Annotated in this window: 28 protein-coding genes; 18 read left to right on the top strand and 10 right to left on the bottom strand. The window is 58.6% G+C overall.

Annotation, left to right across the window (positions count from 1 at the left end):
• Positions 1–110 precede the first annotated feature (110 nt).
• The 4 genes from FN060_RS15560 (at position 111) to FN060_RS15575 (ending at position 4,661) form a co-directional block, all read left to right on the top strand.
• The gene (locus FN060_RS15560) at positions 111–1,475 is read left to right on the top strand and encodes an amidase (RefSeq protein WP_142588907.1); all 1,365 of its coding nucleotides are present in this window, start codon (positions 111–113) and stop codon (positions 1,473–1,475) included.
• Positions 1,472–2,605, top strand: a complete 1,134-nt coding sequence (locus tag FN060_RS15565) for a transporter substrate-binding domain-containing protein (RefSeq protein ID WP_210310811.1) — start codon at positions 1,472–1,474, stop codon at positions 2,603–2,605. Before FN060_RS15560 ends, FN060_RS15565 begins: the two co-directional genes overlap by 4 nt.
• Positions 2,605–3,204, top strand: a complete 600-nt coding sequence (locus FN060_RS15570) for an ANTAR domain-containing response regulator (protein ID WP_142588908.1) — start codon at positions 2,605–2,607, stop codon at positions 3,202–3,204. Before FN060_RS15565 ends, FN060_RS15570 begins: the two co-directional genes overlap by 1 nt.
• A gap of 89 nt (positions 3,205–3,293) precedes the next feature.
• A complete protein-coding gene (locus tag FN060_RS15575) occupies positions 3,294–4,661 on the top strand; it encodes an amidase (RefSeq protein ID WP_142588909.1) in 1,368 nt (455 codons plus the stop codon).
• A 1,156-nt stretch (positions 4,662–5,817) separates the two neighbouring features.
• On the opposite strand, the gene FN060_RS15580 is transcribed toward FN060_RS15575, so the two are convergent.
• Positions 5,818–6,927: a hypothetical protein gene (locus FN060_RS15580; protein WP_142588910.1), complete on the bottom strand. Its 1,110-nt coding sequence runs from the start codon at positions 6,925–6,927 to the stop codon at positions 5,818–5,820.
• A 292-nt stretch (positions 6,928–7,219) separates the two neighbouring features.
• On the opposite strand from FN060_RS15580, the gene FN060_RS15585 reads away from it, so the two are divergent.
• From FN060_RS15585 to FN060_RS15600, 4 genes are all read left to right on the top strand, one after another.
• Complete coding sequence (locus tag FN060_RS15585) at positions 7,220–8,005, top strand: hypothetical protein (RefSeq protein WP_142588911.1); 786 nt, start codon at positions 7,220–7,222, stop codon at positions 8,003–8,005.
• Positions 8,006–8,041: 36 nt separating this feature from the next.
• Positions 8,042–8,404, top strand: coding sequence for a phosphoglycerate kinase (locus tag FN060_RS15590; protein ID WP_142588912.1), 363 nt, complete (start codon positions 8,042–8,044; stop codon positions 8,402–8,404).
• Positions 8,405–8,500: 96 nt separating this feature from the next.
• A complete protein-coding gene (locus FN060_RS15595; RefSeq protein WP_142588913.1) occupies positions 8,501–9,556 on the top strand; it encodes a hypothetical protein in 1,056 nt (351 codons plus the stop codon).
• A 364-nt stretch (positions 9,557–9,920) separates the two neighbouring features.
• The gene (locus FN060_RS15600; protein ID WP_142588914.1) at positions 9,921–10,265 is read left to right on the top strand and encodes a hypothetical protein; all 345 of its coding nucleotides are present in this window, start codon (positions 9,921–9,923) and stop codon (positions 10,263–10,265) included.
• 165 nt (positions 10,266–10,430) lie between these two features.
• Here the strand turns inward: FN060_RS15600 and FN060_RS15605 are convergent, their stop codons facing one another.
• The 9 genes from FN060_RS15605 to FN060_RS15645 all read right to left on the bottom strand — a co-directional run bounded on the left by FN060_RS15605 (position 10,431) and on the right by FN060_RS15645 (position 17,603).
• Positions 10,431–10,763, bottom strand: coding sequence for a WGR domain-containing protein (locus tag FN060_RS15605; RefSeq protein ID WP_142588915.1), 333 nt, complete (start codon positions 10,761–10,763; stop codon positions 10,431–10,433).
• 376 nt (positions 10,764–11,139) lie between these two features.
• Positions 11,140–11,625: a LysR substrate-binding domain-containing protein gene (locus FN060_RS15610; RefSeq protein WP_425312188.1), complete on the bottom strand. Its 486-nt coding sequence runs from the start codon at positions 11,623–11,625 to the stop codon at positions 11,140–11,142.
• Complete coding sequence (locus FN060_RS23555) at positions 11,576–11,731, bottom strand: hypothetical protein (RefSeq protein ID WP_425312189.1); 156 nt, start codon at positions 11,729–11,731, stop codon at positions 11,576–11,578. The genes FN060_RS15610 and FN060_RS23555 overlap by 50 nt, the downstream gene beginning before the upstream one ends.
• Positions 11,732–11,932: 201 nt before the next feature.
• Positions 11,933–13,807: a methyl-accepting chemotaxis protein gene (locus FN060_RS15620; RefSeq protein WP_142588918.1), complete on the bottom strand. Its 1,875-nt coding sequence runs from the start codon at positions 13,805–13,807 to the stop codon at positions 11,933–11,935.
• 80 nt (positions 13,808–13,887) lie between these two features.
• Positions 13,888–14,499, bottom strand: coding sequence for a hypothetical protein (locus tag FN060_RS15625; protein ID WP_142588919.1), 612 nt, complete (start codon positions 14,497–14,499; stop codon positions 13,888–13,890).
• A 323-nt stretch (positions 14,500–14,822) separates the two neighbouring features.
• Entirely contained in the window at positions 14,823–15,254 is a 432-nt protein-coding gene (locus tag FN060_RS15630; protein ID WP_142588920.1) for a type II toxin-antitoxin system VapC family toxin, read from the bottom strand.
• A complete protein-coding gene (locus FN060_RS15635) occupies positions 15,251–15,502 on the bottom strand; it encodes a FitA-like ribbon-helix-helix domain-containing protein (protein ID WP_142588921.1) in 252 nt (83 codons plus the stop codon). Before FN060_RS15635 ends, FN060_RS15630 begins: the two co-directional genes overlap by 4 nt.
• 231 nt (positions 15,503–15,733) lie before the next feature.
• Positions 15,734–16,930, bottom strand: coding sequence for an MFS transporter (locus FN060_RS15640; RefSeq protein WP_142588922.1), 1,197 nt, complete (start codon positions 16,928–16,930; stop codon positions 15,734–15,736).
• Between the two features lie 58 nt (positions 16,931–16,988).
• Positions 16,989–17,603 carry an NADPH-dependent FMN reductase gene (locus tag FN060_RS15645; protein WP_142588923.1) on the bottom strand — a complete coding sequence of 205 codons (615 nt, stop codon included), beginning with the start codon at positions 17,601–17,603 and terminating at the stop codon, positions 16,989–16,991.
• Positions 17,604–17,821: 218 nt separating this feature from the next.
• Here FN060_RS15645 and FN060_RS15650 point away from each other — a divergent pair, with 218 nt between their 5' ends.
• The 10 genes from FN060_RS15650 to FN060_RS15685 all read left to right on the top strand — a co-directional run bounded on the left by FN060_RS15650 (position 17,822) and on the right by FN060_RS15685 (position 24,949).
• The gene (locus FN060_RS15650; protein WP_142588924.1) at positions 17,822–18,736 is read left to right on the top strand and encodes a LysR family transcriptional regulator; all 915 of its coding nucleotides are present in this window, start codon (positions 17,822–17,824) and stop codon (positions 18,734–18,736) included.
• A 36-nt stretch (positions 18,737–18,772) separates the two neighbouring features.
• A complete protein-coding gene (locus FN060_RS23465) occupies positions 18,773–19,276 on the top strand; it encodes a DUF6653 family protein (protein WP_142588925.1) in 504 nt (167 codons plus the stop codon).
• Positions 19,277–19,544: 268 nt separating this feature from the next.
• On the top strand, positions 19,545–20,024 hold the full coding sequence (locus tag FN060_RS15655) for an Hsp20 family protein (RefSeq protein WP_142588926.1): 480 nt from the start codon (positions 19,545–19,547) through the stop codon (positions 20,022–20,024).
• A 90-nt stretch (positions 20,025–20,114) separates the two neighbouring features.
• Complete coding sequence (locus FN060_RS15660; protein WP_142588927.1) at positions 20,115–20,621, top strand: Hsp20/alpha crystallin family protein; 507 nt, start codon at positions 20,115–20,117, stop codon at positions 20,619–20,621.
• A 182-nt stretch (positions 20,622–20,803) separates the two neighbouring features.
• A complete protein-coding gene (locus FN060_RS15665) occupies positions 20,804–21,433 on the top strand; it encodes an NADH dehydrogenase ubiquinone Fe-S protein 4 (protein WP_244665826.1) in 630 nt (209 codons plus the stop codon).
• 8 nt (positions 21,434–21,441) lie between these two features.
• On the top strand, positions 21,442–21,765 hold the full coding sequence (locus FN060_RS15670) for a DNA-directed RNA polymerase subunit omega (RefSeq protein WP_183950037.1): 324 nt from the start codon (positions 21,442–21,444) through the stop codon (positions 21,763–21,765).
• Between the two features lie 11 nt (positions 21,766–21,776).
• The gene (locus FN060_RS15675) at positions 21,777–22,766 is read left to right on the top strand and encodes a trypsin-like peptidase domain-containing protein (RefSeq protein ID WP_244665827.1); all 990 of its coding nucleotides are present in this window, start codon (positions 21,777–21,779) and stop codon (positions 22,764–22,766) included.
• On the top strand, positions 22,763–23,167 hold the full coding sequence (locus FN060_RS23155; RefSeq protein ID WP_244665828.1) for a PDZ domain-containing protein: 405 nt from the start codon (positions 22,763–22,765) through the stop codon (positions 23,165–23,167). Before FN060_RS15675 ends, FN060_RS23155 begins: the two co-directional genes overlap by 4 nt.
• A 122-nt stretch (positions 23,168–23,289) precedes the next feature.
• On the top strand, positions 23,290–23,580 hold the full coding sequence (locus tag FN060_RS15680; RefSeq protein ID WP_142588929.1) for a DUF982 domain-containing protein: 291 nt from the start codon (positions 23,290–23,292) through the stop codon (positions 23,578–23,580).
• Positions 23,581–23,863: 283 nt separating this feature from the next.
• Positions 23,864–24,949: a glycosyltransferase family 4 protein gene (locus tag FN060_RS15685; RefSeq protein WP_142588930.1), complete on the top strand. Its 1,086-nt coding sequence runs from the start codon at positions 23,864–23,866 to the stop codon at positions 24,947–24,949.
• Positions 24,950–24,951: the final 2 nt, after the last annotated feature.

Consider the following 24,951-nt stretch of genomic DNA (forward strand, 5'->3'; position numbering starts at 1 on the left):
CCGTGCAGGTCGAATTGCTGCGACTCTCAAACGTATCCGAGCCGGATTGGCGCGCTTTGACGGCGCCGAGACGAACGAACCTGCTCATATTTTTCGGCCGGAGGCTTTCGATGAACAACAGTCATGAAAGTGTTGCGGGCCAAGTCGGATCGCTAACGAACGGGAGCGAAACGGCCGTCTCGCTCGCGGCGCGGGCACTAGACAAGGCCCGGGTAATGGCGGATCTCAACGCCTTTGTGGCGCTGGACGAAGATGCTGTGATGTCACAGGCAAAAGCCGCGCGAGCGAGGCGCGATGCCGGCCGACCGCTCAGCCCCATTGACGGCATCCCCATCGCCGTCAAGGACAACTTCTTCACCGCGGGTTTCCCCACCACCGCCTGTTCTCGAACTGGCGTCGTTGATGACGGCACGCGAGATGCGCGGCTTGTCGCCAATCTCCGGCGGGCGGGCGCGGTGATCTTTGGCAAGACCAATATGCATGAGTGGGCATACGGTGCCACAAACAGCACGTCTTCCTTTGGGCCCACGGCCAATCCGTGTGACAGGACGCGTATTACGGGCGGCAGCAGCGGCGGTTCGGCGGCAGCAGTCGCCGGGGGAATCGTCGGCGCGGCACTCGGAAGCGATACCGGCGGTTCAATCCGTATTCCAGCGGCAGCATGCGGAGTATACGGTTTCAAGCCGACTTATGGCCGTGCTTCGCGCGACGGCATCCTGGCACTAAGCTGGTCGCTCGACGCGCCAGGACCTATCACGCGAGAGTTTGCGGATCTCGAACTCTTGCTTCCCCATCTCCTCGGCAGCGACCCATCTGATCCGGCGACCTTTGGAGCACTGAAAGCGCGCGCCGTGACAGCGCCTGCGGCTGAACCACGGCTGTTGGCCCTATGCGGCCCCGGCCTTGAAAGGTCGGATGAGGTCGATGCGGAGGTGACCTGGGCGTTGTCACGCAGCGGGATGTCCGTTTCAACAGAGCAATTGTCTCAACTGAGCAGCTATTTCGCCGCGTGGGAGGCGATCATGCATTGCGAGGCGACGGCGTTCCACAAACAGCGCCTCAGCGAAATGCCTGAGGCATTCGATCCGGTGACGAGAGCGCATCTGGAGGCGGGCCGCTTCCTCACTGCCGAAGAATATCTCCATGCTCAGTCCATCAGGGCATCGTTTACGACGCGGCTTCTGAATGGACTTGGAGAATGGGACGCGCTGGTTCTGCCGACGCTGCCGGTGGTTGCGCCGAGGCAGGATGAGAGCTGGCAGGAGTTCGGGGGACGACGTATCACCACGCAGGACAGCATGACCTGGTTCTGCTGGATGGGAAATCTCGCCGGACTTCCCTCTATCTCGATTCCAGTGCCCGTCCCCGGCCTACCAGTGGGCATGATGCTAATGGGACGCCCCGGAAGAGACGAGGAGCTTCTAGCAATCGCCAAGATGATCGACATGCGGTTGAGGGGAGCTGAATTGCAGTGAGCAAGGATGCGATGAAGATCGGGGTTCTGTTTTCGCAGTCGGGTATGATGGGGGTGACGGAGAATGCGCATCTAAAGGGTGTTCTACTCGCTTGCGAGGAGATCAACCGCGCTGGCGGCATACAGGGCCGGATGATAGATCCGATTATTCTTGATCCAGCGGGATCAGACGAAAAATATGCGGCGCTGGCGACGGAGCTGCTCGTTAAGCACCGGGTTAACGTAATCTTCGGAGCCTGCCTTTCCACCAGCCGAAAGGCAGTGCTACCGGTTGTAGAGCGCTTCAACGGCATTCTCTTCTACCCCTCTGTTTACGAGGGTTTCGAATATTCCCCCAATGTGATCTATGGTGGCGCCGTTCCCAACCAGGTGGTTTTGCCGCTACTGGACTATCTCTACCAAAATGAGGGCCGACGCATCGCTCTTATCGGTTCGGAAACCTTGTATGCCAGAGAGGTCAATCGCATCGTCAAGGAGTTCCTGGCCGGAAGCGACGGCAAGGTCACACAAGAGGTTTACCTCCCTATCGGTGCTAGCGACGATCATTTTCAAGTCGTGCTCTCGCGGCTCGAACCCGGCCAAGTTGATGCGATAATATCGACAGTGGTGGGACAAGACAGCGTGACGCTGTACAACGCCTTCTGCGATGTTGGTCTGGATGGGCAAGCACTGCCAATTGCCTCGCTGACAGCGACAGAATCCGAAATAGCGTGCATGCGTCCCGAGGCGCGGGCGGGCCACATCTCGGCTGCCTCCTATTTTTCGACGCTAAGAACACCGTTGAACGAAACGTTTCGCGCTGCATATCTGGCCCGTTTCGGCAAGGACTGCGAGCCGGGAGTCTACAGTGAGGTGCCTTACTGGCAAGTTCACATGCTCGCGGATGCCGCACGGCAGGCTGGAGGCGACGAGACCGACGCCCTGTTATCCTCGCTTTCCGGTTCCGTCTTCAAGAGTCCTGGTGGCGACGTCTTCCTAGATACTCAGACCAACCATGCTACTCTGCGTCCGATGATCGGAAGAAGCACCCGTTCCGGGCAATTTGAAATCCTATGGCGAAGCGCGACCGTCGTCGCGCCGGACCCTTATCTCGTTAGCTATGACCGAACCGTTTCGGAGCGGATGTCTTAATGACAGAAGACCTGACGGAGAGAAGCGACAACTTGCTACGCCGCTTACGGCGGATGCGCGTCCTTGTAATTCATCCCGACGACGGCGAGCGCGAAATGTTTCTCGCCCATCTTCGGCGGATCGGATGTCAGGTAGAAAGCGTCTGGCCGGCGCCGGCCAGCCTGCCGGAACAGGTTAATGTCGTTCTGTTCGTCGTAAACCGGATTCACGATAGGGGTGCGCTGGCCTGGATGGCCACTGCCGACAACATAGCGCGGGTCGGTATCATCAGCTTCGAAACCCCGGAAATCCTTCAGGAGCTGGAGAGGCTCCATGTTCATGGTGTCTTATCGAAACCAATCCGTCTCTTCGGCGTGCTGGCCGTGCTGACGACGGCCGTGAGCCTTGCCCGCCATGAGATGCGGCTGAAGAAGCGTGTCGCATCGCTTGACGAAACCTTAAAGGCCCGCCGCACAATCGAGCAGGCGGTGCAGATTTTGGTGGAGACGCGTTCGATCACCGAAGCGGAAGCCTACAAACGGCTGCGCGAACGATCAATGGATTCGAAGCAGAGTATCGCCACCATCGCGACGGCCGTCATCGCGGCGCATGCAATCTGACGCGGTACGGACCCGGGCGGCCATGCGGCCAGAACACAGCAGCCGGCTTGCTGGAACGCGCATTTCAACTGCAAGACATTGGAAAAAAGATGAAAAAAGGCGGACAATCCCTTGCGCAATTGGCGGTGCAAATCCAGGGCGGTAAACTGGATCCGATTGAACTGGCGGAACGGACTTTGGATGCTATAGAAGGGCATCAGGATCCGGCCATCTTCACCTGCATTACTCGGGATCGGGCACTGGCGGAGGCGCAGGCTTCCCGTCGGCGATTGCGCAGCGGCCGGTCCCTCGGCTGTCTCGAGGGTATACCCGTGGCATGGAAGGACCTGTTCGATCTCGAAGGTGTCGTCACAACGGCAGGCTCGCGGGTACTAGCTCGGGAAGCGCCGGCGGGGGCCGATGCCACAGTCGTCACTAATCTCCGCGCGGCTGGGATGGTTGCGGTCGGGCGTACCAATATGAGCGAGTTTGCTTTTTCGGGTTTGGGGCTGAACCCGCATTACGGGACCCCGGTTAATCCACATTCGGGGGACACGCCGCGCCTGCCGGGCGGCTCGTCGTCCGGCGCGGGAGTGGCGGTGGCGGCCGGTCTCGTGCCCGTCGCCATTGGAACCGACACCGGCGGCTCAATCCGCATTCCAGCCGCATTCAACGGGGTGGTGGGATACAAGGCCACTCGCGGCCGCTATTCCATGGAAGGCGTCTATCCGCTGTCGCGCAGTCTCGATTCCCTCGGTCCCCTATGCCGCACTGTCTCGGATGCAATTTGGGTCGATGCCGCCATGCGGGGACAGACGACGCCCCTGGCGGTGCGCGCCGATCTGCGGGGCATGAAGCTCGTCATTCCAGAGACAATCTTCTTTGATGAGGCGGAGGGAGGCGTAAATGCGGCATTCGAAGCCGCCGTCGAACGCTTGGTTAGGCGCGGTGCACAGATCCGCCGCGCCCGCTTTTCGCTGTTCTCGGAGTTGTTCGCATTGATGGCTAGCCATGGGCCGCTGGTCTCTGCAGAGGCCTTTGCCCTACACCGCATGCGGCTCACTGGCCCGGATGCTGCGGAAATCGACCGCAGGGTGGTGGCGCGGGCCCGTCTCGGCGAAAACACGACGATGCCTAAGTATGTCGAGATCCTTTCGGCGCGGAACCGCATGATCGCCGAACTGTCCAACGAGATCGGTGTCGACGAGCTGTTAGTCTCCCCGACATTGCCGCATGTCGCGCCCGTTATCGCGCCGCTGCTCGAGGACGACGACGCGTTCGTGAAGACGAATGCGAAAACACTACGCAATACCTTGATCGGCAACTTCTTCGACTGGTGCGGGGTATCCTTACCGTGTGGCTTCGGAGATGCGGGCATGCCAGTGGGTCTGTTGCTGTCCGGCCTTGCCAACAATGACGATCGTCTTCTAGGCGCCGCGCTTGCCGTGGAAGATGCAATTTCGGGGTTTTCCGAATAGGGAGAATTCCACTTACTCGTGCAGTTGGTCCGTCCGTAGGTCTGCCGACGATCGAGCCGGTCGGCAGCCGGTCATGATGATGTTGAGAAACCGTGTTGACCTTCCATTAGCACGCGACGCACCACTCGTGGCTGACAATCCGCGGCCTATCCGCTCTCGTGCTAGTCGGGGACTCGCTGAGGAGCCCGCGCGTGCTGACTGTAGCACGCGACGATCAAGGAGGCAGAGATAGAGCCGGCGACGACCATACTCCCGGACGAACGAGGACTCCTGAATGTCGCCCGCGAGCTGAATGAGCATCCTGTGCTTGATGGCGAGCAGGTGAGGGCGCTGGTTGTACAGGGCGGAAGGATGCCGCATGCCGAGCCTTTGATCCGCGACTGAAGAAGGCCGATCCCTGGGATTGCCCTGGTGCACCTTGCGCGCACCGCTGCCCCCACCTCCCAACCAGCCGGCGAAGGTATAGCTTCGACCGCTCGATTCAAACCACCTTCGCCGGACATGAAGCGATATGCGTCGCTGGCAACTGAGGACGCGTTGCCTGCAAATCGAGGTAGGTCGTCTCAATTTACCCTGAGGCGATTCCGAATCAGAAAGATTCGATTCCGGATTGCGACCTTTCGATTCTGAACATTGAACTCGCGATTCCCATCCAAACGCCGTTTGAGTTCTGTTGCCTGCCTCTCCGGTGGCCGGTCTCAGGCGTTCAAGAAGGGAAGGTAGGTCTGCAGCGGGTTGACGATGAGGCGAGGGAGAGGCCGTATGATTTCGGAAGGATGCTCTGTGGCTAACCATCCATGCTGTCCAGTCAAGTCGGCGGGATATGCGGGCCGTCTAGCCGGTTTAGGATGAGGCTGAAGGCACTGAGTGGGGGGCCTCGGCTACATGAGAGTGACAAGGTCTTCCGAAACCTGATGATCCGCCAGCCGAGCGGACGCTTCCCGTTTCGCCCGAAGCAGCATCTCGTTGACTGACATGATGCTGACATCAACCGTGCCAACGGACCACTCTTGCCCCAGCGTCGCGGCGATTTCGCCCAGTTGCCCTGGCAGCTTCGTGCAAACGACGTCCTGTCGTTGAGGTGTGTCTTCCCCCCATTACTCCTTATCACGCCGTTTGCAGCTGAATCGCATTACTGGCTATTGGTCACCTACCTTCAGGAGAATCTGAAGATCTCTACCGCATCCTCCTCAAGATAGGGTTTGACGATTCTGTCCATAGCCTTTCGGAAGTTGTCGAGATCGCGAGCGGCATCATGGGTAGGCCTCCATCGCTCAAGATGGCTTTCATCCAGAGCCTGACGGATCAGCTCATCGCGCTCTTTGACCGTCTTCGTGAAGGGAAGACCGTCGGGATATTTCTCCTGCAACTTTCGAAGGATCTTTTCCTTGTAATCTCCATCGGTCTGGATCATCTGCGTCCACCGCTGCACAGTAATCCTAGACAGGTGGATTCCTGGCTTCGGGGGGTACGCCATCAGAACTCCCGATGCTTTGAATTTCACCCGGTGGTATTGATCGACACCGTTCAGCGAAAGGACGCCTCCCAACGCTCGAGTTACGTTGAAGGCCGCATACCCCCAAAGCCTCTTGTCGATCTCATAAGGTTCGCCTTTAGCCTGCGGTAGGCCGGTTGCTTCAATCGTGCCCCGTTCAAGGTGCGTCCGGAGCTCCGGGAAGACGGCCTGGAGATCGGGGAAATCCTTCTGCTCGCCGTCAAAACCGTGGTAGCCGTCCGGATAAAAGACTTCTCGCAACTCGTGAAGTTGATAGCCGGGTCGGACTATGCCGGAGACCTCTCGCAACTCCTGAGGAGTAGAGCCGCTTTCAAAGGTGCTTGGCGGTACGCTCCGCGCGGCCCTTAGAACGGATTTTTGCGTCTCTACCGAATACCTGTACAAGCTTTCGGTCCAGACATGGACACCCTCATAGGATGAGGGAAAGTGGCGATGGACGTCCGCAGGATCGCGTGCAGCTATCCATGCGAGCAACATCTCAGGCGTCCAAAGCCTCATCTCAGGGCTGAATCGATCGATCCCTTCAGGGATCCTGCGCAAAGGCGATGCCTTCCGAGCTTCAACGATCTTCTCCGCTTCGTCGGGTGTCGTAATACCTCTGCGGACGTTCTCGATCAGAATCTCGCGCCACATGTAGAATTCCTGGTATCCGTCAGCGTCGGGATCGTTCGGATCGCTCGTCTTCATTGACCGCATCGCAGCCTGCCAATCAAACGGCACGCCTTTTTCGTCTGAAACCTGGTCTCGCATAGGGCTCTCCTTCTGCCAAACGTCCTACAGTCAATCTCCTAACGGTGCCCAAATTCGTAAGGTGAAGGATAGCCTAATAATCGGCACGTCTTAGTGGCTGGAGCCGACGTGTAGAGCTGACGTGCGCACCTCTTGAAGTTGCATTTTATCCGCGCGTGTCCCGCGCGTCCAGCGTGTTCCGCGCCGGACCTATCGACCGAAGGTGGTGTCAGGCATAAGTTGGATCAGCAAACGGGCGGTTCTTCGTCGGCATCCAGGCGCCGAATTCCGCCCTCGTAAGAGAGGGTTACGGATGACTCACAACTTCGCACAAGCCATCGCAGAGTCCAATGCACGCTCCGAGCCAGTGCGGGAAGCGCGTCAAACGGCCGACGTGTGGGCGGAGCTCGCGGCGGCGCCAGGATCGATCAATGATACCGTCATCGACCTTGCGGGCTGGGGTCCTGATTATCCCCTATCTGGCTTCACGCTCTACATCTCTGCGCGTGGTGGGATCCGGGTTGAGCACCTCTATACTGCCCCCAAGCCGTACCTCGTTTCTATTCCCCTTCCTGAAGGCTGCACGGCTGGTCGGCGGATGTCGGCTCTGATCGATCGCCCATTGCCCGCCCTGATCCTGGGCCGGCTGCGCGACGCTGGTCGAGAAGGCCAACGCGGCAAACTACTTCGCAGACGGAATTCCAGTCGTCGAGGGGGTGCTTTGGCACTTCAGGAACCAGTCCACGACGGACGCTCCGCCAATCTTCCAGACGATGTCGCAGAGGCACGAATGGCAGAGGAAGCTGAAAGCTTCTCCCGTTCCGGATCCCGGATGGAGGTGATGGCGATGGCAGCCAGAGCTGTCGCTCCAGGCCGGCCGGGAACGACCAGGCTTACGTCCGCCAACCTGGCGCAGGAAGAACTGGATGCGGAAATCATTTCCGCATCCGGCCAGGAATACCAACCGCCTCAGAGGAACGACACATCAGCAAAGGTCAAGAAGCCAGCGCGATACAGGACAGGCTGTCCGCCGCGGCTTGTCCGAGAGGCAGCGCGGGAGAGCTTCGCCCGACGAGAGACCCTCAGCAACTTACCGTGAATATTTCTGAACATTCTACAGCAGAAGGAATGCCCTATGGGACTGGACATGTATGCAAGGAAGACGAAGAAGAAGATCTCCAAAATGGTGGACTTCAAGAGCGATCAATACGAAGAGTTCTACTACTGGCGCAAACATCCCGATCTGCACGGCTGGATGGAAGATCTCTACGTCAGCAAAGGCGGCAAGCGTGTATTCAACCTCACGCCCGTGCGGTTGACGCTGGATGACCTCGATCGCCTGGAGACAGACATTCGGGAGGGCAACCTACCCTATACCGCGGGCTTCTTCTTTGGAGAAAGCGACGGCACCGAGGTGGAGGGTGACCTGGAATTTGTAGCCTTGGCTCGTGCGGCCATCCGCGACGGGTACACGGTCTACTATTCCTCGTGGTGGTAGCAACTGTCGAGACTTCGCATCCAAAGTCTTCCTAGCGAACCAGATCACTGCGTTAATGAGCGCCAGGCTCCGCAGTCCAAGAAGCGAGTGTACCACATGACCACCGACATCGAAGTTGAATTTCCCGTCGTGACGAGAGCGTTCTCCCGCGGCGGCGGCAGTAAGCTGATCATGGGAACGCTCGACCTGACAGTTCGTATCCCGGAGCTGGAAGAGGCAACCGTGCCTGTGGCGGCAAGAGTCTCTCGCATGCGCGGCCTGATCGACGAGTTCCGCATTGACGGGACGGGACAGTTCTACTGGCAGCTGGGGCGTCTGCCGGCGGATGAAGCAACATTCAGGGCAAGATTCGGTGACTGGCGTTTTGACCTGCCCGGCCTGCTGCGGATGAGAGACGTCGCAAAATTCTTCGGGCGAACGGAGCGAGAAGCTCTGAAGGTCCTATTCAATAAAAGGGGTATCGCCGAACCGAGACGGATCGGAGATCGCAAGCGCGGGTCTTATGATCAGGCTCTGGTTGATGCTCAAGTTGCTGAACGGATCGAGGTTCTGCAGCGCTATGCCTTGATTGGGGGGTACCTTTTTCTGCGCTCTCAAGAACCCCTCATCCGCGTTTCCCGGTTCGGCCACGTCTACTTCGAACACGGAACCCCCTGGCAGACGCTGGCTCCGCACCAGTGCTTTTCGCTGCGCGAATTCCCCGAAGCCCTCGATCTCGCAAGCCGTATCCAGGGAAGGACACCTGCCGCTCAGCCTGCGGTCGAGATCATCGATGCGGAAAAGCTCTCTCCCTCCTACCTCCATGAACGGGTGGCACTGGTAAATCGCTACGTGCCCGACCTGGTGCAGCAGTACATCGCGCGATTATCTGTCGACGAGGTGGCCCACTACCTGTCACGGCTGGCAGACGAACGTGAGCTGCTGGGGGAAGTAACTGCCGCGGCTGATCACCTCCGGAATGGATCAAGCTTCAATGAAAGCTGCCTTGAGGCGGCAGAACGCGTCCTTGAATTGGGCCGCGGCTCGGCAATCGCAGAAGCCATCGATGACGCGCAGAATGCGCGAACCGTCATCGAATTCCTTCGGGAAGCATGGGATGAGCGGCCGGTGTCGTTGCAAGTGGGTTCGTTTGGCGGATGCCATGGGTCCTGAATTGCTTGAGACTTGTGGACGGCAGGGCAGCGAGATTTCTCAGTCGCAGCGGAGGGGACTGCGAGGCCGCGACATCCGTCGTGCAGTCGCGCTTGTCGAGTCATCACTGCGGCACGGCAGATCGATTGTCCGAACATCGTCATACGTTGCCTGCACCTCACGTTGCGTCATCTCAATTTACGCTGGCGCGGTTCCTGGTTCAGAACTTTCGATTCCAGCTTCTGCAATTGCGATTCCGATGCAAACGGCGTGCTGCTTTAAGCTGGGCGGAGATGAACGTTTTCACGCCGGCTCCAACTGAGCCGGATTGCACACAATCGACGACCTCAATGGGACGCGGGGTCTAGACGAAGGAGATCAAACCATGGCCGCACGGTCGAAGAAGCAACGCAATGCCGAGCAGGCGCGTCGCCAACAGGAAGTCCGCAAGAAGGCCCGGGCAGTGCGCCGGCCGTCGCGCGATGATATTGCCCGCCTGTGGCTCTGGCAGGTGGTCACCGATGCTCAAAAGGATGGGGCGAAGGGCAAGGAGCTGATCGGGAAGATGGCAGACAAGATCGTGGCCGGTCTTGAGCAGCAGGGCTTTGACGACCAGGAAAGCTACGATGTCTTTGACAAGTTGGTACGCAAGTACTCCGATGGCATCTATCCATTCCGGCCAAAGCGCCATCTTGGTTCTGAACCTGGCGATCCCACTGCGGATGCATGAGGCATCAGGAATGTCAGCCGTGGCTTCGTAGGGAGCGAGCGCACGGTGACCACGCAAGCTTCACCGGGTTACGCTGCCTTACGGCCACCTGCGAGTTTCCGTTCGCTGTTCCCTTAGGTCCGGTAACGTCGATCTTCCTGACCGTCCGTGTCCCCCCGTTACTTCTTATAACGTCGTTTGCAGCGGAATCGGTTTCTCCTGCGCCGCAACTCCGGCAAGGCAGGCAGTTTCAGCTGTGCCTCCCGGCCGTAAGGGCTCAACGTCGTGATAGCCACGACGCCGTTTCTCGTCAGCGCGTCGCTGAATTTCGCTTAGCGCTTCGGCCACTGAGCGTTGAAGAAACGTGACCTGCCGTCCATGACTGCCGATCCGACCCCAGCGACGCACAGAAACGACATGTCCGAACAAGTCGATTTCGACAGATAGCTGATAAAAGCGCGCCATGTTTCTGCTGCCGTCGACTCGTTCAAGGCTGATTGCGGAAGCGTCAGTATCCATGCTGCTATTTTCGAGGATCGAGCGCTGCCGGTCTAACGACTAATTTGAATCGATCGCACCCTACCGATTCAGATCGTTGATATCTCTACGTTGGTAATCTCTGCCGAGCTTGTGCAGCATCGCCGTCGCCGCAAAGGATCAGGATCCGGCCTGCACGCCCAAGCAGAAGTTTTCATCTGACAATGACATTTAACTCCCTGCAACGGGAGTTGTAGGGAGCGCGTTAGCCCAGCGATGATTTAATAGCGTTGCCCCCGCGCAAGAAAGCAGTGTTTTCTGCATGAAGAATCGAGACCGCGATAGCAATTGGAACAATGGCATGGCAGGTCACGATATAGAGCTATAACCGTTAGAACGTGCCCGTAAACTTCAAGGCTTAAGAAGATTCGACAACAAGTTTCTGGTACCGGCTGTCGCTCAACGCTCCGATGAACGCTTCGGCAGTCCACGATAGCCGCAGACCCGACAAGGTTATGATCCCATAGTCAGCCGCCTTGTCTGGCACGAAGCGGCGCATGGCGACGGCGTCACTGCGGAAGAACTCGGCGATCAAGGTCGGCACAATGGCAAGGCCCAGGCCCTGGGCAACACATGCGCAGGCCGTTTCGACCGAATGGACCTCGAGGCTGCAACGATAGGTTGGTGCCATCCGGCGCAGTTCATGCTCCAGTTCGTTTCGATTGACGCGCTGGCGGCCCAGCAGGATCAAGTCGTTGCGGGCAAGATCGTTCACACCAACCGATGGCTTTGAGGCGAGGGGATGGCCGGCAGGCATGACGCATGTTGTGCCGCTCGACATGAGCGGGCGCGCCTCAAACGAGTGCTGCTCGGCAGGAAGCCGGACAAAGCCCAGATCGGCAATGCGCGTATTGCACCATCCGCTCGATGGCATCATAGGGGCCGCTCAGGATTTCGACGGTGACCTGTGGATGCTCGGCGCGGAAGCGGGCAATAACGGGCGGCAGCATGGTGGTGGAGAGACTATGCGGAAAGGCGACCCTCAAAAGCGTATCGCCAAACGTGCCGGCCTTGATATCTGGTACTGGCGGAGGATATTCGCCTCTAAGGCTGGCTTCTCCGGACGGAGGGAACACAATACCGACACCACCTAATGGCCGATAATATGACGCTCCCTTCGTAGACGAGCCCAGCAAGTCAGATAAACTAGACTACCTGTGAACGACTGCCCGCCTCCCGACAGCCTGCGTTGTAGCGGGCATGTGCAGAGCGATCTCCTGTGGCTTCGCTCTGCCGGTGTCGTCAGAAAGGCGGAACTTCTGGACAAGCTGCTGCAAACCTGCCGCCTCGGATGCAAGGGCGGCGGAAGCCGCGCTCGATTGCTCGACCATCGCTGCATTCTGTTGCGTGGTCTGGTCCATCGAGTTCACAGCTTGGTTGACCTCACTCAGGCCCGTCGACTGCTCTATCGCAGAAGTCGCAATCGAATCGACGTGCGTGTTTATTTCCTCAATGAAGCCGCCGATGGTTCTAAGAGCTTCGCCAGCCTTGCGGACAAGATCAACACCACCAGACACTTCAGCTGAGGACGTTTGAATTAGTTGTTTGATCTCCTTGGCTGCATTTGCCGATCGCTGCGCCAACTCGCGCACTTCCTGAGCGACGACGGCAAAGCCCTTTCCGGCATCTCCGGCGCGGGCGGCCTCGACACCGGCGTTCAGAGCGAGCAAGTTGGTCTGGAACGCGATTTCGTCGATGACGCCGATGATGTTGGAGATCTGTTTGGAGCTATCCTCGATCCGGCGCATTGCTTCTTCTGCGTTCCCGACCACCTGCGAGGACTGCGATGCTGCAGTATTTGCCCGAGCAGCAACGTCTCGCACCTCTCCTGTGCGCCTCGACGAGTTCGCAACGTTGACTGTGATCTGTTCAACGGCCGCTGCAGTTTCTTCTAGAGAAGCAGCCTGTCGTTCGGTGCGCCGCGAAAGATCGTCGGCTCCATGCGCGATCTCCTGAGTGCCTGCCTCCATTCTGCTCACACCATTGGAAATGGCCGACAGGGTCGAAGCAAGCTGAGCCACGCTCTGATTGAAGTCGTGGCGGAGGGGCTCAAAGTCGGGAGCGAAGGGCACATCAAGCTGGCAAGAAAGGTCGCCATCTGCGAGCCTTCTGAGACCAGCAGCCAGGCCGGAAGTTGCGATCTGCAGGCGCTCCGCCGCCTCCGCCTCCGCACGTTCCTGCGCCGAGAGCCTGTCGCTCTCCGCGCGTTGACGAGCTTCTTCAGCTTCAGCCTCCAGACGCTTGTTGGCGACGGCAGCATCCCGGAAAATTTCCAGTGTCGACGCCATCGTCCCAATCTCGTCTCGCCCCGCCTTAATAGAGGGAACATTGAGGTCACCATCGGCAAGTCGGGACATGATCTCGCTGAGCTGGCGCAAGGGCCGCGACACCAGCCGGAGGTTCAGATAACCCATAAGAACCGCGATCAAGGTGGTGAGGATTGCCGACAAAGCTCCCATCAACGTCACCAGGTCCAAAGCTGTTCTCTGCTCTGTAGCCGCGTCTTGGGCGTGCTTTTCCAGAGCCTGGCTGATCTCTCCAAGCTGACTGGATATGCTGTTCAGCGCGTCCTCGCCAGCGTCGGTCGCTTCCAATGCGCGAGCCAACTCTACCGTGAGCGGATCCCGCATCAACCTGATCTGGTGATCGGTAATCTCTGTCCGCCAGTCTTGGATCCCAGCGAACGCCGCCCGAAGGGCCGGAAGTTGATCAGCAGCGTGAGTGGAGTATCGTTGCTCAAGTGACTTGGACTGCTCAGCCCACTTGGTGCCGAGGGTGTCGTAAATGTCGACAAAGTCGCGATTGCCGGTCAATAGAAAACTCTTCACAGCCAGGTCGGTTGCCGTGACCGTAGCCGCCAGGTCGTCGGTATCGCTCAGCAGCGACATGATCGTCTGATTGTTTTCAACAAGCTCATTCGCGACCACAGCGCGGTTGAAGATGTAGGCACTGGATGCGACGGCGATAACCGCCAGTATGCCGAATGCTACCAGGCCCTTGGTGGTAACAGAGATATTTCTGATCATGTGGGAAGTCCTGTACTTGAGCCGCTTCAGGCTCCGAATTCATTCGTGGATGAACGGTAGCGCCGATAGCGACCGCTTCCTCACGTTCCAGATACCGAACGGCGCTCGAGCTCCGTAAGGTTCAGTTCCACCGTCACCGCGCCTATTGGGGTCGTCGCCTGGGCATCCTGTACAGTCATGCTTACCTGGGCTCGCCAGATGCCGAAGTCGCTGTCGAATTCGGCTTCATCGATGAAGACGGCGTCGGCGGAGACGTTAAAAGTCTTCAGGAACTTGTCTTCATCGCCTTGCCAGAAGTCACTGGTGATGGAACTTTGACCGACATTGAGGCCATTCTGGTCCATCACGAAGATCTCTGCATAGAGGCCGAGCGACCTTCCCTGCATGCGCGACAGATAGACTGACAAGGGGTTCGACAGTGTGGCCGCAATCAGGGGCTTGTCGTCGCTCTCGCGTTCCTGAGTCCACTGATTATCAAGCGCTGCAATCGACGACGCGTCGAGCTTGTCGTAGCGCTTGTTCTGGGCGGCGATGGTGACCCGGACAATGTCGGTGTTGATCCAGTCGCTGATCTCCCGGAGAACCTTCGCATTGATCAGCGCCTCCGCGTCCGGCGTGGGAGGCTGCGCCTGCGCTGTGTGGGTTATTGCCACGACGAATGCCGCGGATAGGAGTATGCGAGATGAAGTCATATCTGTCCCCTTTGGAACCCGAATCTCGCACGCCTCCTTGAAGGATTCCTTAATGTAGTTGCTGACCTTACTGGCAGCGGACAGCATCTAGATTTCGACAATGCCGTTGAACCTCCGGGGATCCTGCGACGGTAAGCTCCGCCTACTGCCCTAGCCCGAAACCTCCACCTCGCGGTCATATCGTGAGGCCCCCATTTCTGAACCTGGGTCGCGCGTATGGCGTCACCTCAAGCGTTCTGGCTACCATCGTGAGCAGCAGAGGGCATCGAGTCAGCTTCCTGACCCGCGTCTTCGCTCTTGATGGGATCTGAACCGACGGCCTCTTAGTCGAAGTTCTGACCATTCCACGGATTGATGACTTTCAATCCAGCGGCCTTGAACGGGCTTGTGTCTCTCGTTGCCACAACTAGACCCCTCTCTGCAGCTATGGCCGCGATGAATCCATCGGCCTTCCCGATCGCTTTGCCGGATACTCGCGCGCTTGCCATCAGGTCAGAGTAGAACCGCGAGGTGCTTACGGTGAAGGGCAGAACACGCTCAACAAAATGTGGTAGCACCTCATCCTCAAGACGGTTATGGAGGATGGTTTGACGCCGCCCGATAGGCATTGATGCTATGCCAAACCGAAGCTCCGCAACCGATATCGCAGAGATGAAGAGCGTTTCGATCGCTTGGGCATCCAGCCAAGCCACAACCGCTGCAGAAGGAGCCGGCTTCCACGGCTCTGAAATCACGTTGGTGTCTATCAAGATCATTCAAAAGTCATCGGTTCAGCTGGCGTCTTATCGCGCCCTTGCAGAGCTTCAACATCCCTGTCTGACAGGCCGGCCTCCCGACCGATGTCCACGAGCAATGAGCCAAGCTTTACGCGCTGAGACGGGCGAACAGCGGCCTCCAGGATGTCGCGAATTTCCGCCTCAGTGCTTCGGCCATGATGAGCTGCTCTCACACGCAATGCGCGGTGGGTTTCATCAGAAAGATTCCGAATGGTAACTGCCGGCATCCTCACGACCTCATCTAGTCACCAACAATGATATCAAGGTAGTGCATGTGATATCATTGTTCAAGTGGCTCTCGGAGAGGTAGGAGGAAGATCAGAGGCGCCTCTCTCCGCTTTGACAGGTATCGAACCCGCGCAGGTCCATCGACTCCGGCCGACAGTACCACATGGTGCGAGGTTCATCCCTCGGACCCTGCCTCTTCAGCGGGCCCGGCGGGGGATCAACCCGACTGCTCACGTCTTGGCCGGTAGCCAAACCTGGCCCACTGCTATCGCGGCCGCCAGGAGGGCAGCGACGGCAAGCGCGACGCTGCCCCAGCCGAAGCTGGGCGCGAGCGCACCAGCCATTGCGGGCCCCACGAGCATCCCAACATTATTGCCTTGCATGGCCAGGCCCATAGTCCCGCCAACCAGTTCCGGTCTAGGTGCCAGTCTTGGCAGGCATGTCATCAGCACGACCGGGACCAACCCGGCCATGAAGGAGAACAGAACAGAGAAGCTGACGACGAACTGCCAAGCCAGACCGGCTGCCAGGATGCCATAGCTAAATCCCATCATTGCGAGGAATCCTCCCGTTAAAACGCGGGTCGGGCGTTTCCACCTTGCAAGCAGGAAGCCGGAGGCGAGATTTCCGATCCCACCAGCCGCTATCGAGATGGCGGAAACGACCCCTGCGAGGTTTTGGCTGAGCCCGGCCTGCTCTTGAAGCAGCGTTGGCAGGAAGCCAAAGATCGCAAAGAAGGCCGTGGAGAAGGCCGCGAAAAGTGCAGCTAGAACCCAAGGTCCAGGTGCGACAGCGACCTGTGCCAATTGCTCCTTAACCGACCGGTCCTTCATCCCAACTGTTGTTGCCGGAATTGACGCGACAGAAACTAATCCGTAGCCGAGCAGGAGCACGGCATTCAGCATCCAAAACCCGCGCCATTCGAGATAGCTCAACAGCGGCGCGCAAAGCATGGCTAGCGCCATTCCGACGGGCATGACGGTCGCCCAGATGGCGATCGCCCACTCGCGTAGCTTCGGCGAAGGAATGGCGAAGATCAATGTGGGCGCGGCCACGAACACTGAGATAAAGCCAAATCCCTCCAGAACACGCCACAGGATCAGATCTCCGGCGCCGCCGGCAGTAGCGCCGAGTCCAGATGCCAGGGCTTGCAACAAAAGCCCTCCCACCACCATACGCTTGGCACCAAGCCGATCCACCGCTAGTCCGATCGGCGCGCCACAAGTAGCCCCAACGATCGAGAAGGCAGAGATGACCCAGGAAGCAACAACAAGATTGGCCTCCAAGTCGCTTTGGATGAGGCTTAGCGCAATCGGTGCCTTTCCCACTTGCAGCGCGGAAACGACACCTGTCCCGGCAACGGCAAATACGACAAGCCAGCCTACCCGCCCCGTACGGGCGTTTTCAAGATGATGTGCAACAGACATGATGTACGTCTCCCACAACCAAAGGATGTGCCGACGGATGGGAAGTTGCGACCGGCGTTTATGCGGCGTCGACCAGTTCACCTCCCTCATTCTTGCTTGGCGCAGCCGTGTAAGGCTCGTCGGCGCGCGCCCGACGCAAGGCCGTGGCCCACCACTTCAACTGATGCAGCATTACAGTGGCGGCCCCTGCACAACTCGCTGGGTCAACCGGCCGTCCTTGATCATCGAAGGCATCCCATGCGTTCCGGAAGCTGACGGTGTCGCGCATCGTCACCGCGTGCAGTTCCGCCATTACACCCCGCAGGTGCTCCACCGCGCGGAGGCCTGCCCCAAACCCGCCGTAGGAGATGAATCCCACCGGTTTGGCCTGCCATTCCTGATAGCCAAAATCGATGGCGTGCTTGAGAACAGCTGGAAAGCTGTGATTGTACTCCGGCACAACGAACACAAAGGCATCGGCATCGGCAAGACGCTGGCAGAACGCGACAGCTTCAGGACCGGGCGTGTCCGAAATTACCCCCGGCAAATCGACCTCTGCCAGATCAATAACATCAACCGAGAAGCTGTCGTCCGATCGAATCTGCTCGATGAACCATTCCGTAACGGTGGGCGCGAGTCGGCCCTCGCGATTGCTGCCCACGAGGATGGCGAGGTGGATTGGCTTAGCTGACATGATCCTTTCTCCTTCATCACAGGTACTGCAGCGCCGGCAGGCGGATGCGTGGTCCACACGGATCTGCACGATCGGAGCCGACGCGCTTCGTGCGCGCGATCTAGCTGACTTACTTCTTTCTGCTTTGGTTGAGCCCTTTCGTCAGGGCTGAAGAGAAGATAGATCATGTGGATGGATATTAAAGCGCAATTTCTTGACCAAATCGATCGGATGAGTGGATGCTTCTAATCTCACTTGAGCAATGGCGTGCCCTTGTCGGCGTCGTTGATGCTGGAAGCTACGCCTTGGCTGCAGAGGCGCTTGGCAAAAGCCAGTCCTCCGTCAGCTATGCAGTGGCACAGATCGAAGAGCGGACCGGCGTCCAGATCTTCCGGATCCAGGGGAGGAAGGCGGTTCTGACGGCCGAAGGCAAGGCAGTATACCTCCGCGCCAGATATCTCTTGTCCGAGACAAACCGACTGGAAAAAGCTGCTGCGCAAATGGCTCTTGGTCATGAGGCCGAATTGCGATTGGCGGCAGACATCATGTTTCCCCCAGCCATTCTCATAGAAGCCATCCAACGTCACGCCGCAAACCGACTAACGGTTCGTGTCGAAGTCTTTGAAACAGTCGTGTCTGGCTTCAGTGGGCTTCTTGAAGATGGAAAGGTCGATCTGGCAATTGCGCCTGAAGTTCCCGACGGGTTCCTCGGCGAGCCAATCATGCGCGTATCGTTTCTGCCGGTTGCGGCGCCAACGCATCCCCTCCACAAGCTTGATCAAGTGACGTTGCATGACCTTCGAGATCACCATCATCTCATCATTCGAGACAGCGGCGAACGCCGGGCCGACCAAGGTGCCTGGCACGTGTCACAAAACCGGATCGTGTTCTCTCAGACGTCGACATCGATCGAGGCTGCACGACGCGGTCTGGGGTTTAGCTGGTTCGCGGAGACTCTCATCGAGGAGGACCTCAAGACCGGCGCCTTGAAGGAACTGCCGATGGCTGAACGTGCACGAAGATCCGTTGAACTGTTTCTGGTCTTCCGTGACGCTGTGGGAGCAAGCCCAGGTGTGCGGGCACTAGCGGAGGCGCTGCGATCGGCAGTGCGGAGCCGGTCATCAGTTTCCTCTGAGTACTGTCGAACATGCTAACGCGCACCTGCCAGCGCTGAACAAGGGCACAGAACGATGAGACTTGACCATGTCATAAACCGCGCAATGGGTATGGACAGTGACGAATGGCAACGTCATGCCAATCCATGGAGCGTTTGGACCCGCCTTGCGACTATCCCGGCATTTGCGCTGGCAGTATACGCTCGGATGTGGCTCGGGTGGTGGAGCCTCCTGCCCGTCATTGTGATCATCGTATTCCTTTGGCTCAACACACGGATATTTGCTCCAGCCCAAACCGACGAGCGGTGGGAGACGCGGGCGATCCTCGGAGAGAGGATTTGGCTCGATCGCGACGTTACCGCCATACGGGATGATCATCTGCGGGCAGTACGGTGGATAGCAACCGGAAGCAGTCTATGCAGCGTACCACTCATCATAGGTCTGGTTTGGCTCGACCCTTGGGCAACTGCATTTGGCGCTGCTGGCATGTTTTTTGGACAGGCGTGGCTACTCGATCGCTTCGCCTGGCTGTACGAGACCAAACGAAGCTGTTCCAGCGATGTTGGCCGCCACGGCTGACCGACTCATGTGCTGCAAGCATGTTTGGAAGTGAGACCGTGGGCTTGGTCGGACTGGCCGGCACCACCTGCCTGAGTACCTGAAGCCATTAATAATCCTCCTGCCGCCAAGCGGGCCGCACGCGACACCCTTGAACGTAAAAAGCCGCTTTACTAGATAGTTTCAGCCGGATGCACAATGGTGATCCGGCAATGCTGAGCTGGCGTCGAGGACGCTTCGGACTTGGCGCTTCTCTTGTATCCATGTTGCTTCAAAGGAGGATGTGGCTATGAGAACCACGACTTTTGACTTCTCTCCCCTGTTCCGGTCGAGCGTTGGCTTCGATCGGCTGCTTGGCGCTCTCGAAGCGGCAAGCCGTATAGAAACGATCGACAACTGGCCGCCCTATGACATCGTCAAGACCGGCGATGACGACTATCGCATCACCATGGCGGTCGCCGGCTTCTCTCAGGACGAGTTGAGCATCACACAGGAGCAGAATATGCTCCTTGTGTCGGGCCAGAAAGCAAACGACCAAGACGGCGAATATCTGCACCGCGGGATCGCGGGACGGTCGTTCCAACGTCGCTTCGAGATCGCTGACCATGTGAAGGTGACAGGTGCCAACCTCGCCGATGGCCTGCTGACGGTCGATCTCAAGCGTGAGGTTCCGGAAGAAATGAAGCCTCGCCTGATCGAGATCAAGAGCGATCTGGCTCTTCCTGGGAACGACACGAAGCAGATCGAAGGCGACAAGGTCGCAGCCTAAACCGACAACATCAGAGACGACGGCAGGCGCCGGGGTGACACCCGGCGCCCAGGTCGGCGTCTGGTTTCGAGGAACAGAAAGGAGGAACATATGACCATTCGTGATCTGATCCCCTGGGGCCGCAATAACGGCCATTCCACACCCACGGTCTTCAATGAAGGGCGCGACCCCTTCCTCTCCCTGCACAGAGAGGTTAACCGGCTGTTCGACGACGTCTTCCGCGGCTTCGGTGTAGGCCTTCCCTCACTGAATGGCGGTGCTGGCTTCGGTAACGTATGGCCGAGCGTCGAGATCTCCGACCACGACCAGGAGATCAAGGTGACGGCCGAAGTGCCCGGCATGGACGAGAAGGACATAGAGGTCCTGCTCAACGACGGTGTCCTGACACTGAGAGGCGAGAAGCGCTCGGAAATCGAGGACAAGGAACGGCAGTTCTCCGAGCGCCATTATGGCCGCTTTGAGCGAAGAATTCCTCTCAGCTACGAGGTTGAGGAGGACAAAGTCGACGCTCAGTTCAAGAACGGTGTTCTGACCGTCGTGTTGCCGAAGTCGGAGAAGGCGCACTCGAGGATGAAGCGCATCACCATCAGGCACTGAACCAACACGCGGGCGGCCGCGCATCAGGCGGCCGTCCAGGTCCTTCGCAATTGCGGGAGGGATGAACCATGGAGAAAATCGTAAAGGAAAACGCTACCCCTACTGAGTTATTCGCCGGGCTGGGCCCCTCGAATGATACTTGCCGGCGCAGCACCACTCGATCCATCTTTCCAGCCGACTCAATGGCGCGCATCTATAAGCCGGCCCGCTCGGTAACGACATCTGGAACAGCCCTCACCAAGGGCTGGCGGCTTGCCTTCGAGCGTCGCAGCCGCCCGTTCCTAGATCCTCTCATCGGCTATACTGGATGCAGGGATCCGCTGCCACAGGTGGAGCTGAGCTTCCCAACGCTCCGATCCGCTGTCAGCTATGCGCAGCGGCATGGACTGGCCTATGTGGTACAGTGCAAACCTGACAAGCGTCGTGCCGGGGCAAAGGGAGAGGCGAGCCGCCAAGGACACAAACCATCTGCGGCATTCACCGACGCCACGCTGGATCGGCTGGGGCTTGCTTCCCTTCAGCAGGATTACGGGCAGGCCCTGGATGACGCTGATCACGCCGGCGAGGCAGCACGGCCGGGGACTTGGTCCTCGCCAATGGACGTGGTCAACGATCCGGCACTGTCCTTGTCGGAGAAGCGGTCGATCTTGATGAACTGGGCGTGGACCGAGTATCTCGTCGATCAGGCGACAAGCGAGGGTATGCCGGAATACAGGCGGCCGGCCCGGCTGGATGAGGTCGAGCACGCACTGCTCTCATTGGAACGACAGGCGGGCCGCAAAGAGGACGCTGTGGAGCGAGAAGCTGCTTGAGGTGGGCCATGGATCCTCATGTCGTCTTCATGTGTCAGAAAGTGCTGCCAAACCCGTTTGTGCTGACAATTGCCGCCGCCGCACGCGCTCACGCGCTGAATGCGGGTGCGGAACCACGAGCAACGGCAGCCAACGCAAGTACCGCCGAGATCGCCTTGCAGGAGATCGCCAACGGCGCGTTCGCCAGCCATGAACTGGCGCTTGTTCTGACCGATCAAATGCCCGCGGCAAAGCTGGCGGCGCCTGCGGTCGGCCGAACGAATGCAGCGAAACTGGGCGTGTCGGGTCCCGCCAGATACTCCTTGGCGGATGCGGCGAATTGCCGAACTTGAAACGGAGAAGGTTGGCGAAAGAACTGAAGGAGCAGACGATGGTGCTGACGTCCATAAGAGCCTGCAAGGTTGCCGCCGTAATGACACTCGCTTTAGCGACCGCCGCGCTCACGCCCGGCAGCATACCCGCGTCGTCGGAAGCGGCGCCATCGTCTTCCACCTCCCTGCCGACACTCGCGCCCATGCTGGAAAATGTGACGCCGGCAGTGGTCAACATCTCGGTCCTGACGCGGACACCGATCCATGACAATCCCCTATATGCCGACCCCAACTTTCGGCGTTTCTTCAGCCTGCCTGAACAGCGGCCGCAGACAAAAATGAGCGCTGGCTCCGGTGTCATCGTCGACGCCAGCGAAGGATATGTCGTGACCAACCACCATGTCATCGAAGGAGGAAGCGAGATTTCGGTGACTCTGAAAGACGGTCGTGAGGTTGCCGCCGAACTGATCGGCAGTGACAAGGACACCGACATTGCTCTCTTGAAGATTGCACCTGATAATTTGAGCGCCATCGCGGTCGGCGACTCCGATAAGCTAAAAGTCGGCGACTACGTGGTCGCGATCGGAAATCCGTTCGGTCTCGGCCAAACCGTTACTTCCGGGATCGTCAGCGCGCTTGGGCGAGGTGGGCTCAATATCGAATCCTATGAGGACTTCATCCAGACGGACGCCTCCATTAATCCGGGCAATTCAGGAGGAGCCTTGGTGACCCTAGACGGCAAACTGATCGGGATCAACACGGCCATTCTCAGTCCGGCCGGAGCCAATGTCGGGATCGGCTTTGCTGTTCCGAGCAATATCGCAGTGTCTGTCATTCAGCAGTTGATTGACCATGGTAAAGTTCGACGCGGCAGACTTGGCATCGCCATTCAAGACCTCACACCTGACATTGCGGAAGCCCTCCAATTGACCGGCTTGCGAGGTGCCCTTATCGCAAATGTTGAGGCTGGTTCATCTGCGGAACAGGCCGGACTGCAACCCGGAGACGTGGTACCCCTGTGAACGGGCGCACCATCCAGAGTGCACGGGATCTCAGGAACCACATCGGCCTCATGCCCGTGGACAGCAAGGTGGTTCTATCTGTGACGCGCGGCGACGAGGAGCTTGCCATAGAAGTTGTCATAACGGCTGACAATCTGGCTTCCATAGACGCAGCCGGGACGCCGCTGGACGGCGTCACCTTCAGCCGGGCGGCAGACGGGGCCGGATTGATGATCGAGCGAATCGATCCAGGCAGCCCGGCAGACCGTGCCGGATTGCGGCAGGGAGACATCCTCGTAAGCGTCAACCGCAGCCGCGTGGAGTCGGTAGAGGCGCTGCAGAACGCAATTGCTGCCCGGCCATCCACTCTTGCTTTAGAGATCATCCGAGATGGGAGGCATCTGCTCCTGATTGCCAAATAATGTCTGACGGGCGGCCGAGCGGCCGGAAGAGGCCGCACCGGACCAGATTGTGGCGCACCGGCTGCCATCTGGTAGATGACTCATGCAGATGATTTGCCGCTTCAAGAAATGGAGGTGATGGCATGTTGCTGTTCAACCAACCGATCTTTCTCGACAGGGGCCGATATGTTCAGGAGATTGCGACCCTTGAAGACGCACTCGATTTCCTGGAGGAATGGCCGGAAAACAAGCGCGACCTTGCCTACGAGACAGTAGCAAGCGCTTGCTTGAAGGCCTATGCCGGCGTCTTTCCACAAGACGCAGCCGAGGCGGCGTTCCGAAAATTCGCGCGACGGAATGGCATTCTCACCAGTGGTGATCTGCTGCCTCTCCTTTCGCGCCGTACCCACGGGCATAATGTCGGGGGACGTTGACTGGTTGCCAGTTGGGAGGTGGCGAGGCATCAACATCTTGATGCTTCGCCCCCGCCTTCCTAGATCAAAACTGCTTCCGCATCCCGGCAAGCTTCATGGCATCTTGGTCCTGCTGAACAGGTGAAGGCACATGTCTTTGTCTCCTTGGCGCGACAGGTCGTGCGTTTCTTCTTCCTCATGCCGCACCAGCCCCGCGGCGTTTAACAGCGACCAGTGCTTCAGACACGGCCGGTGCGGATTTCGACTGCGGATCTACCTTGCTTGTTGAAGGAGGTTGTTCATCATGAAGATTGCCCAAATCGCTCCGCTCGCCGAACGTGTTCCGCCCAAGCTTTACGGGGGAACTGAGCGGATTGTGTCGTACCTGACCGAGGAGCTTGTTCGGCAGGGCCATGAGGTGACACTCTTTGCCAGCGGTGACTCGATCACCGCGGCTGAGCTTGTTGCCACTTCTCCCACCGCGCTGAGGCTCGATCCCGCGGTAAAGGATCCTTTGCCACATCACATGATCATGCTGGAGGAAGTCCGCAGACAGGCGCCCAAGTTCGATGTCCTGCACTTCCACATCGACCTTCTGCATTACCCCATGCTGGCGCAGTTGAATGCTCCCGCGCTTACGACACTCCACGGGCGGCTTGACCTTTCGGATCTGCAGCCGTTCTACGCATACTTCCCCGACCGACCGCTGGTTTCAATCTCCGACGATCAGCGCAAGCCAATGCCGCCTGTAAACTGGGCAGGCACAGTCTATCACGGGCTACCGCGCGACATACTACCGTTCACAGAGAATCCGGTAGGCGACTACGTGGCCTTCCTTGGCAGGATCTCGCCGGAGAAACGTCCTGACCGAGCCATCGAAATCGCCAAAAGGGCCGGCGTGAAGCTGAAGATCGCAGCTAAGGTCGACGACGCCGACCGCGACTACTGGACTTCAGTGATCGAGCCAATGGTGCGCCAGAGCCCGAACGTCGAATTCATTGGGGAAATCGGCGAGCACGATAAAGCGAGCTTCCTCGGCAATGCCAGGGCTCTGCTCTTTCCGATCGACTGGCCGGAGCCGTTCGGATTGGTGATGATCGAGGCCATGGCCTGCGGCACGCCGGTCATCGCATTCCGCAACGGGTCGGTACCGGAAATCATCGACCACGGCATCTCGGGACTGATTGTCAGCGACATCCAGTCGGCGGTCTCTGCTGTGGAGCTGGTTGATGAACTTCCGAGACGGGATGTTCGTGACGCGTTTGAGCGACGGTTCACGGTGGAGCGGATGGCAAAAGACTACCTCTCGATCTACGAGCGCCTGGCGTCGGGAACCCACTCGCATCAGGCCCCGACGAACGATAATGTCGACCTGCAAGGTGTTGCCTGAGG

Source organism: Pseudorhizobium halotolerans (assembly GCF_902153235.2).
GTDB classification, from domain to species: domain Bacteria; phylum Pseudomonadota; class Alphaproteobacteria; order Rhizobiales; family Rhizobiaceae; genus Neorhizobium; species Neorhizobium flavum.

Excerpts from the sequence above, each read along its gene's own strand:
- FN060_RS15560 (WP_142588907.1), top strand. The coding sequence starts at position 111 with ATGAACAACAGTCATGAAAGTGTTGCGGGCCAAGTCGGATCGCTAACG.
- FN060_RS15570 (WP_142588908.1), top strand. The coding sequence starts at position 2,605 with ATGACAGAAGACCTGACGGAGAGAAGCGACAACTTGCTACGCCGCTTA.
- FN060_RS15575 (WP_142588909.1), top strand. The coding sequence starts at position 3,294 with ATGAAAAAAGGCGGACAATCCCTTGCGCAATTGGCGGTGCAAATCCAG.
- FN060_RS15580 (WP_142588910.1), bottom strand. The coding sequence starts at position 6,927 with ATGCGAGACCAGGTTTCAGACGAAAAAGGCGTGCCGTTTGATTGGCAG.
- FN060_RS15585 (WP_142588911.1), top strand. The coding sequence starts at position 7,220 with ATGACTCACAACTTCGCACAAGCCATCGCAGAGTCCAATGCACGCTCC.
- FN060_RS15590 (WP_142588912.1), top strand. The coding sequence starts at position 8,042 with ATGGGACTGGACATGTATGCAAGGAAGACGAAGAAGAAGATCTCCAAA.
- FN060_RS15595 (WP_142588913.1), top strand. The coding sequence starts at position 8,501 with ATGACCACCGACATCGAAGTTGAATTTCCCGTCGTGACGAGAGCGTTC.
- FN060_RS15600 (WP_142588914.1), top strand. The coding sequence starts at position 9,921 with ATGGCCGCACGGTCGAAGAAGCAACGCAATGCCGAGCAGGCGCGTCGC.
- FN060_RS15605 (WP_142588915.1), bottom strand. The coding sequence starts at position 10,763 with ATGGATACTGACGCTTCCGCAATCAGCCTTGAACGAGTCGACGGCAGC.
- FN060_RS23555 (WP_425312189.1), bottom strand. The coding sequence starts at position 11,731 with ATGCTGCCGCCCGTTATTGCCCGCTTCCGCGCCGAGCATCCACAGGTC.
- FN060_RS15620 (WP_142588918.1), bottom strand. The coding sequence starts at position 13,807 with ATGATCAGAAATATCTCTGTTACCACCAAGGGCCTGGTAGCATTCGGC.
- FN060_RS15625 (WP_142588919.1), bottom strand. The coding sequence starts at position 14,499 with ATGACTTCATCTCGCATACTCCTATCCGCGGCATTCGTCGTGGCAATA.
- FN060_RS15630 (WP_142588920.1), bottom strand. The coding sequence starts at position 15,254 with ATGATCTTGATAGACACCAACGTGATTTCAGAGCCGTGGAAGCCGGCT.
- FN060_RS15635 (WP_142588921.1), bottom strand. The coding sequence starts at position 15,502 with ATGCCGGCAGTTACCATTCGGAATCTTTCTGATGAAACCCACCGCGCA.
- FN060_RS15640 (WP_142588922.1), bottom strand. The coding sequence starts at position 16,930 with ATGTCTGTTGCACATCATCTTGAAAACGCCCGTACGGGGCGGGTAGGC.
- FN060_RS15645 (WP_142588923.1), bottom strand. The coding sequence starts at position 17,603 with ATGTCAGCTAAGCCAATCCACCTCGCCATCCTCGTGGGCAGCAATCGC.
- FN060_RS15650 (WP_142588924.1), top strand. The coding sequence starts at position 17,822 with ATGCTTCTAATCTCACTTGAGCAATGGCGTGCCCTTGTCGGCGTCGTT.
- FN060_RS23465 (WP_142588925.1), top strand. The coding sequence starts at position 18,773 with ATGAGACTTGACCATGTCATAAACCGCGCAATGGGTATGGACAGTGAC.
- FN060_RS15655 (WP_142588926.1), top strand. The coding sequence starts at position 19,545 with ATGAGAACCACGACTTTTGACTTCTCTCCCCTGTTCCGGTCGAGCGTT.
- FN060_RS15660 (WP_142588927.1), top strand. The coding sequence starts at position 20,115 with ATGACCATTCGTGATCTGATCCCCTGGGGCCGCAATAACGGCCATTCC.
- FN060_RS15665 (WP_244665826.1), top strand. The coding sequence starts at position 20,804 with ATGGCGCGCATCTATAAGCCGGCCCGCTCGGTAACGACATCTGGAACA.
- FN060_RS15670 (WP_183950037.1), top strand. The coding sequence starts at position 21,442 with ATGGATCCTCATGTCGTCTTCATGTGTCAGAAAGTGCTGCCAAACCCG.
- FN060_RS15680 (WP_142588929.1), top strand. The coding sequence starts at position 23,290 with ATGTTGCTGTTCAACCAACCGATCTTTCTCGACAGGGGCCGATATGTT.
- FN060_RS15685 (WP_142588930.1), top strand. The coding sequence starts at position 23,864 with ATGAAGATTGCCCAAATCGCTCCGCTCGCCGAACGTGTTCCGCCCAAG.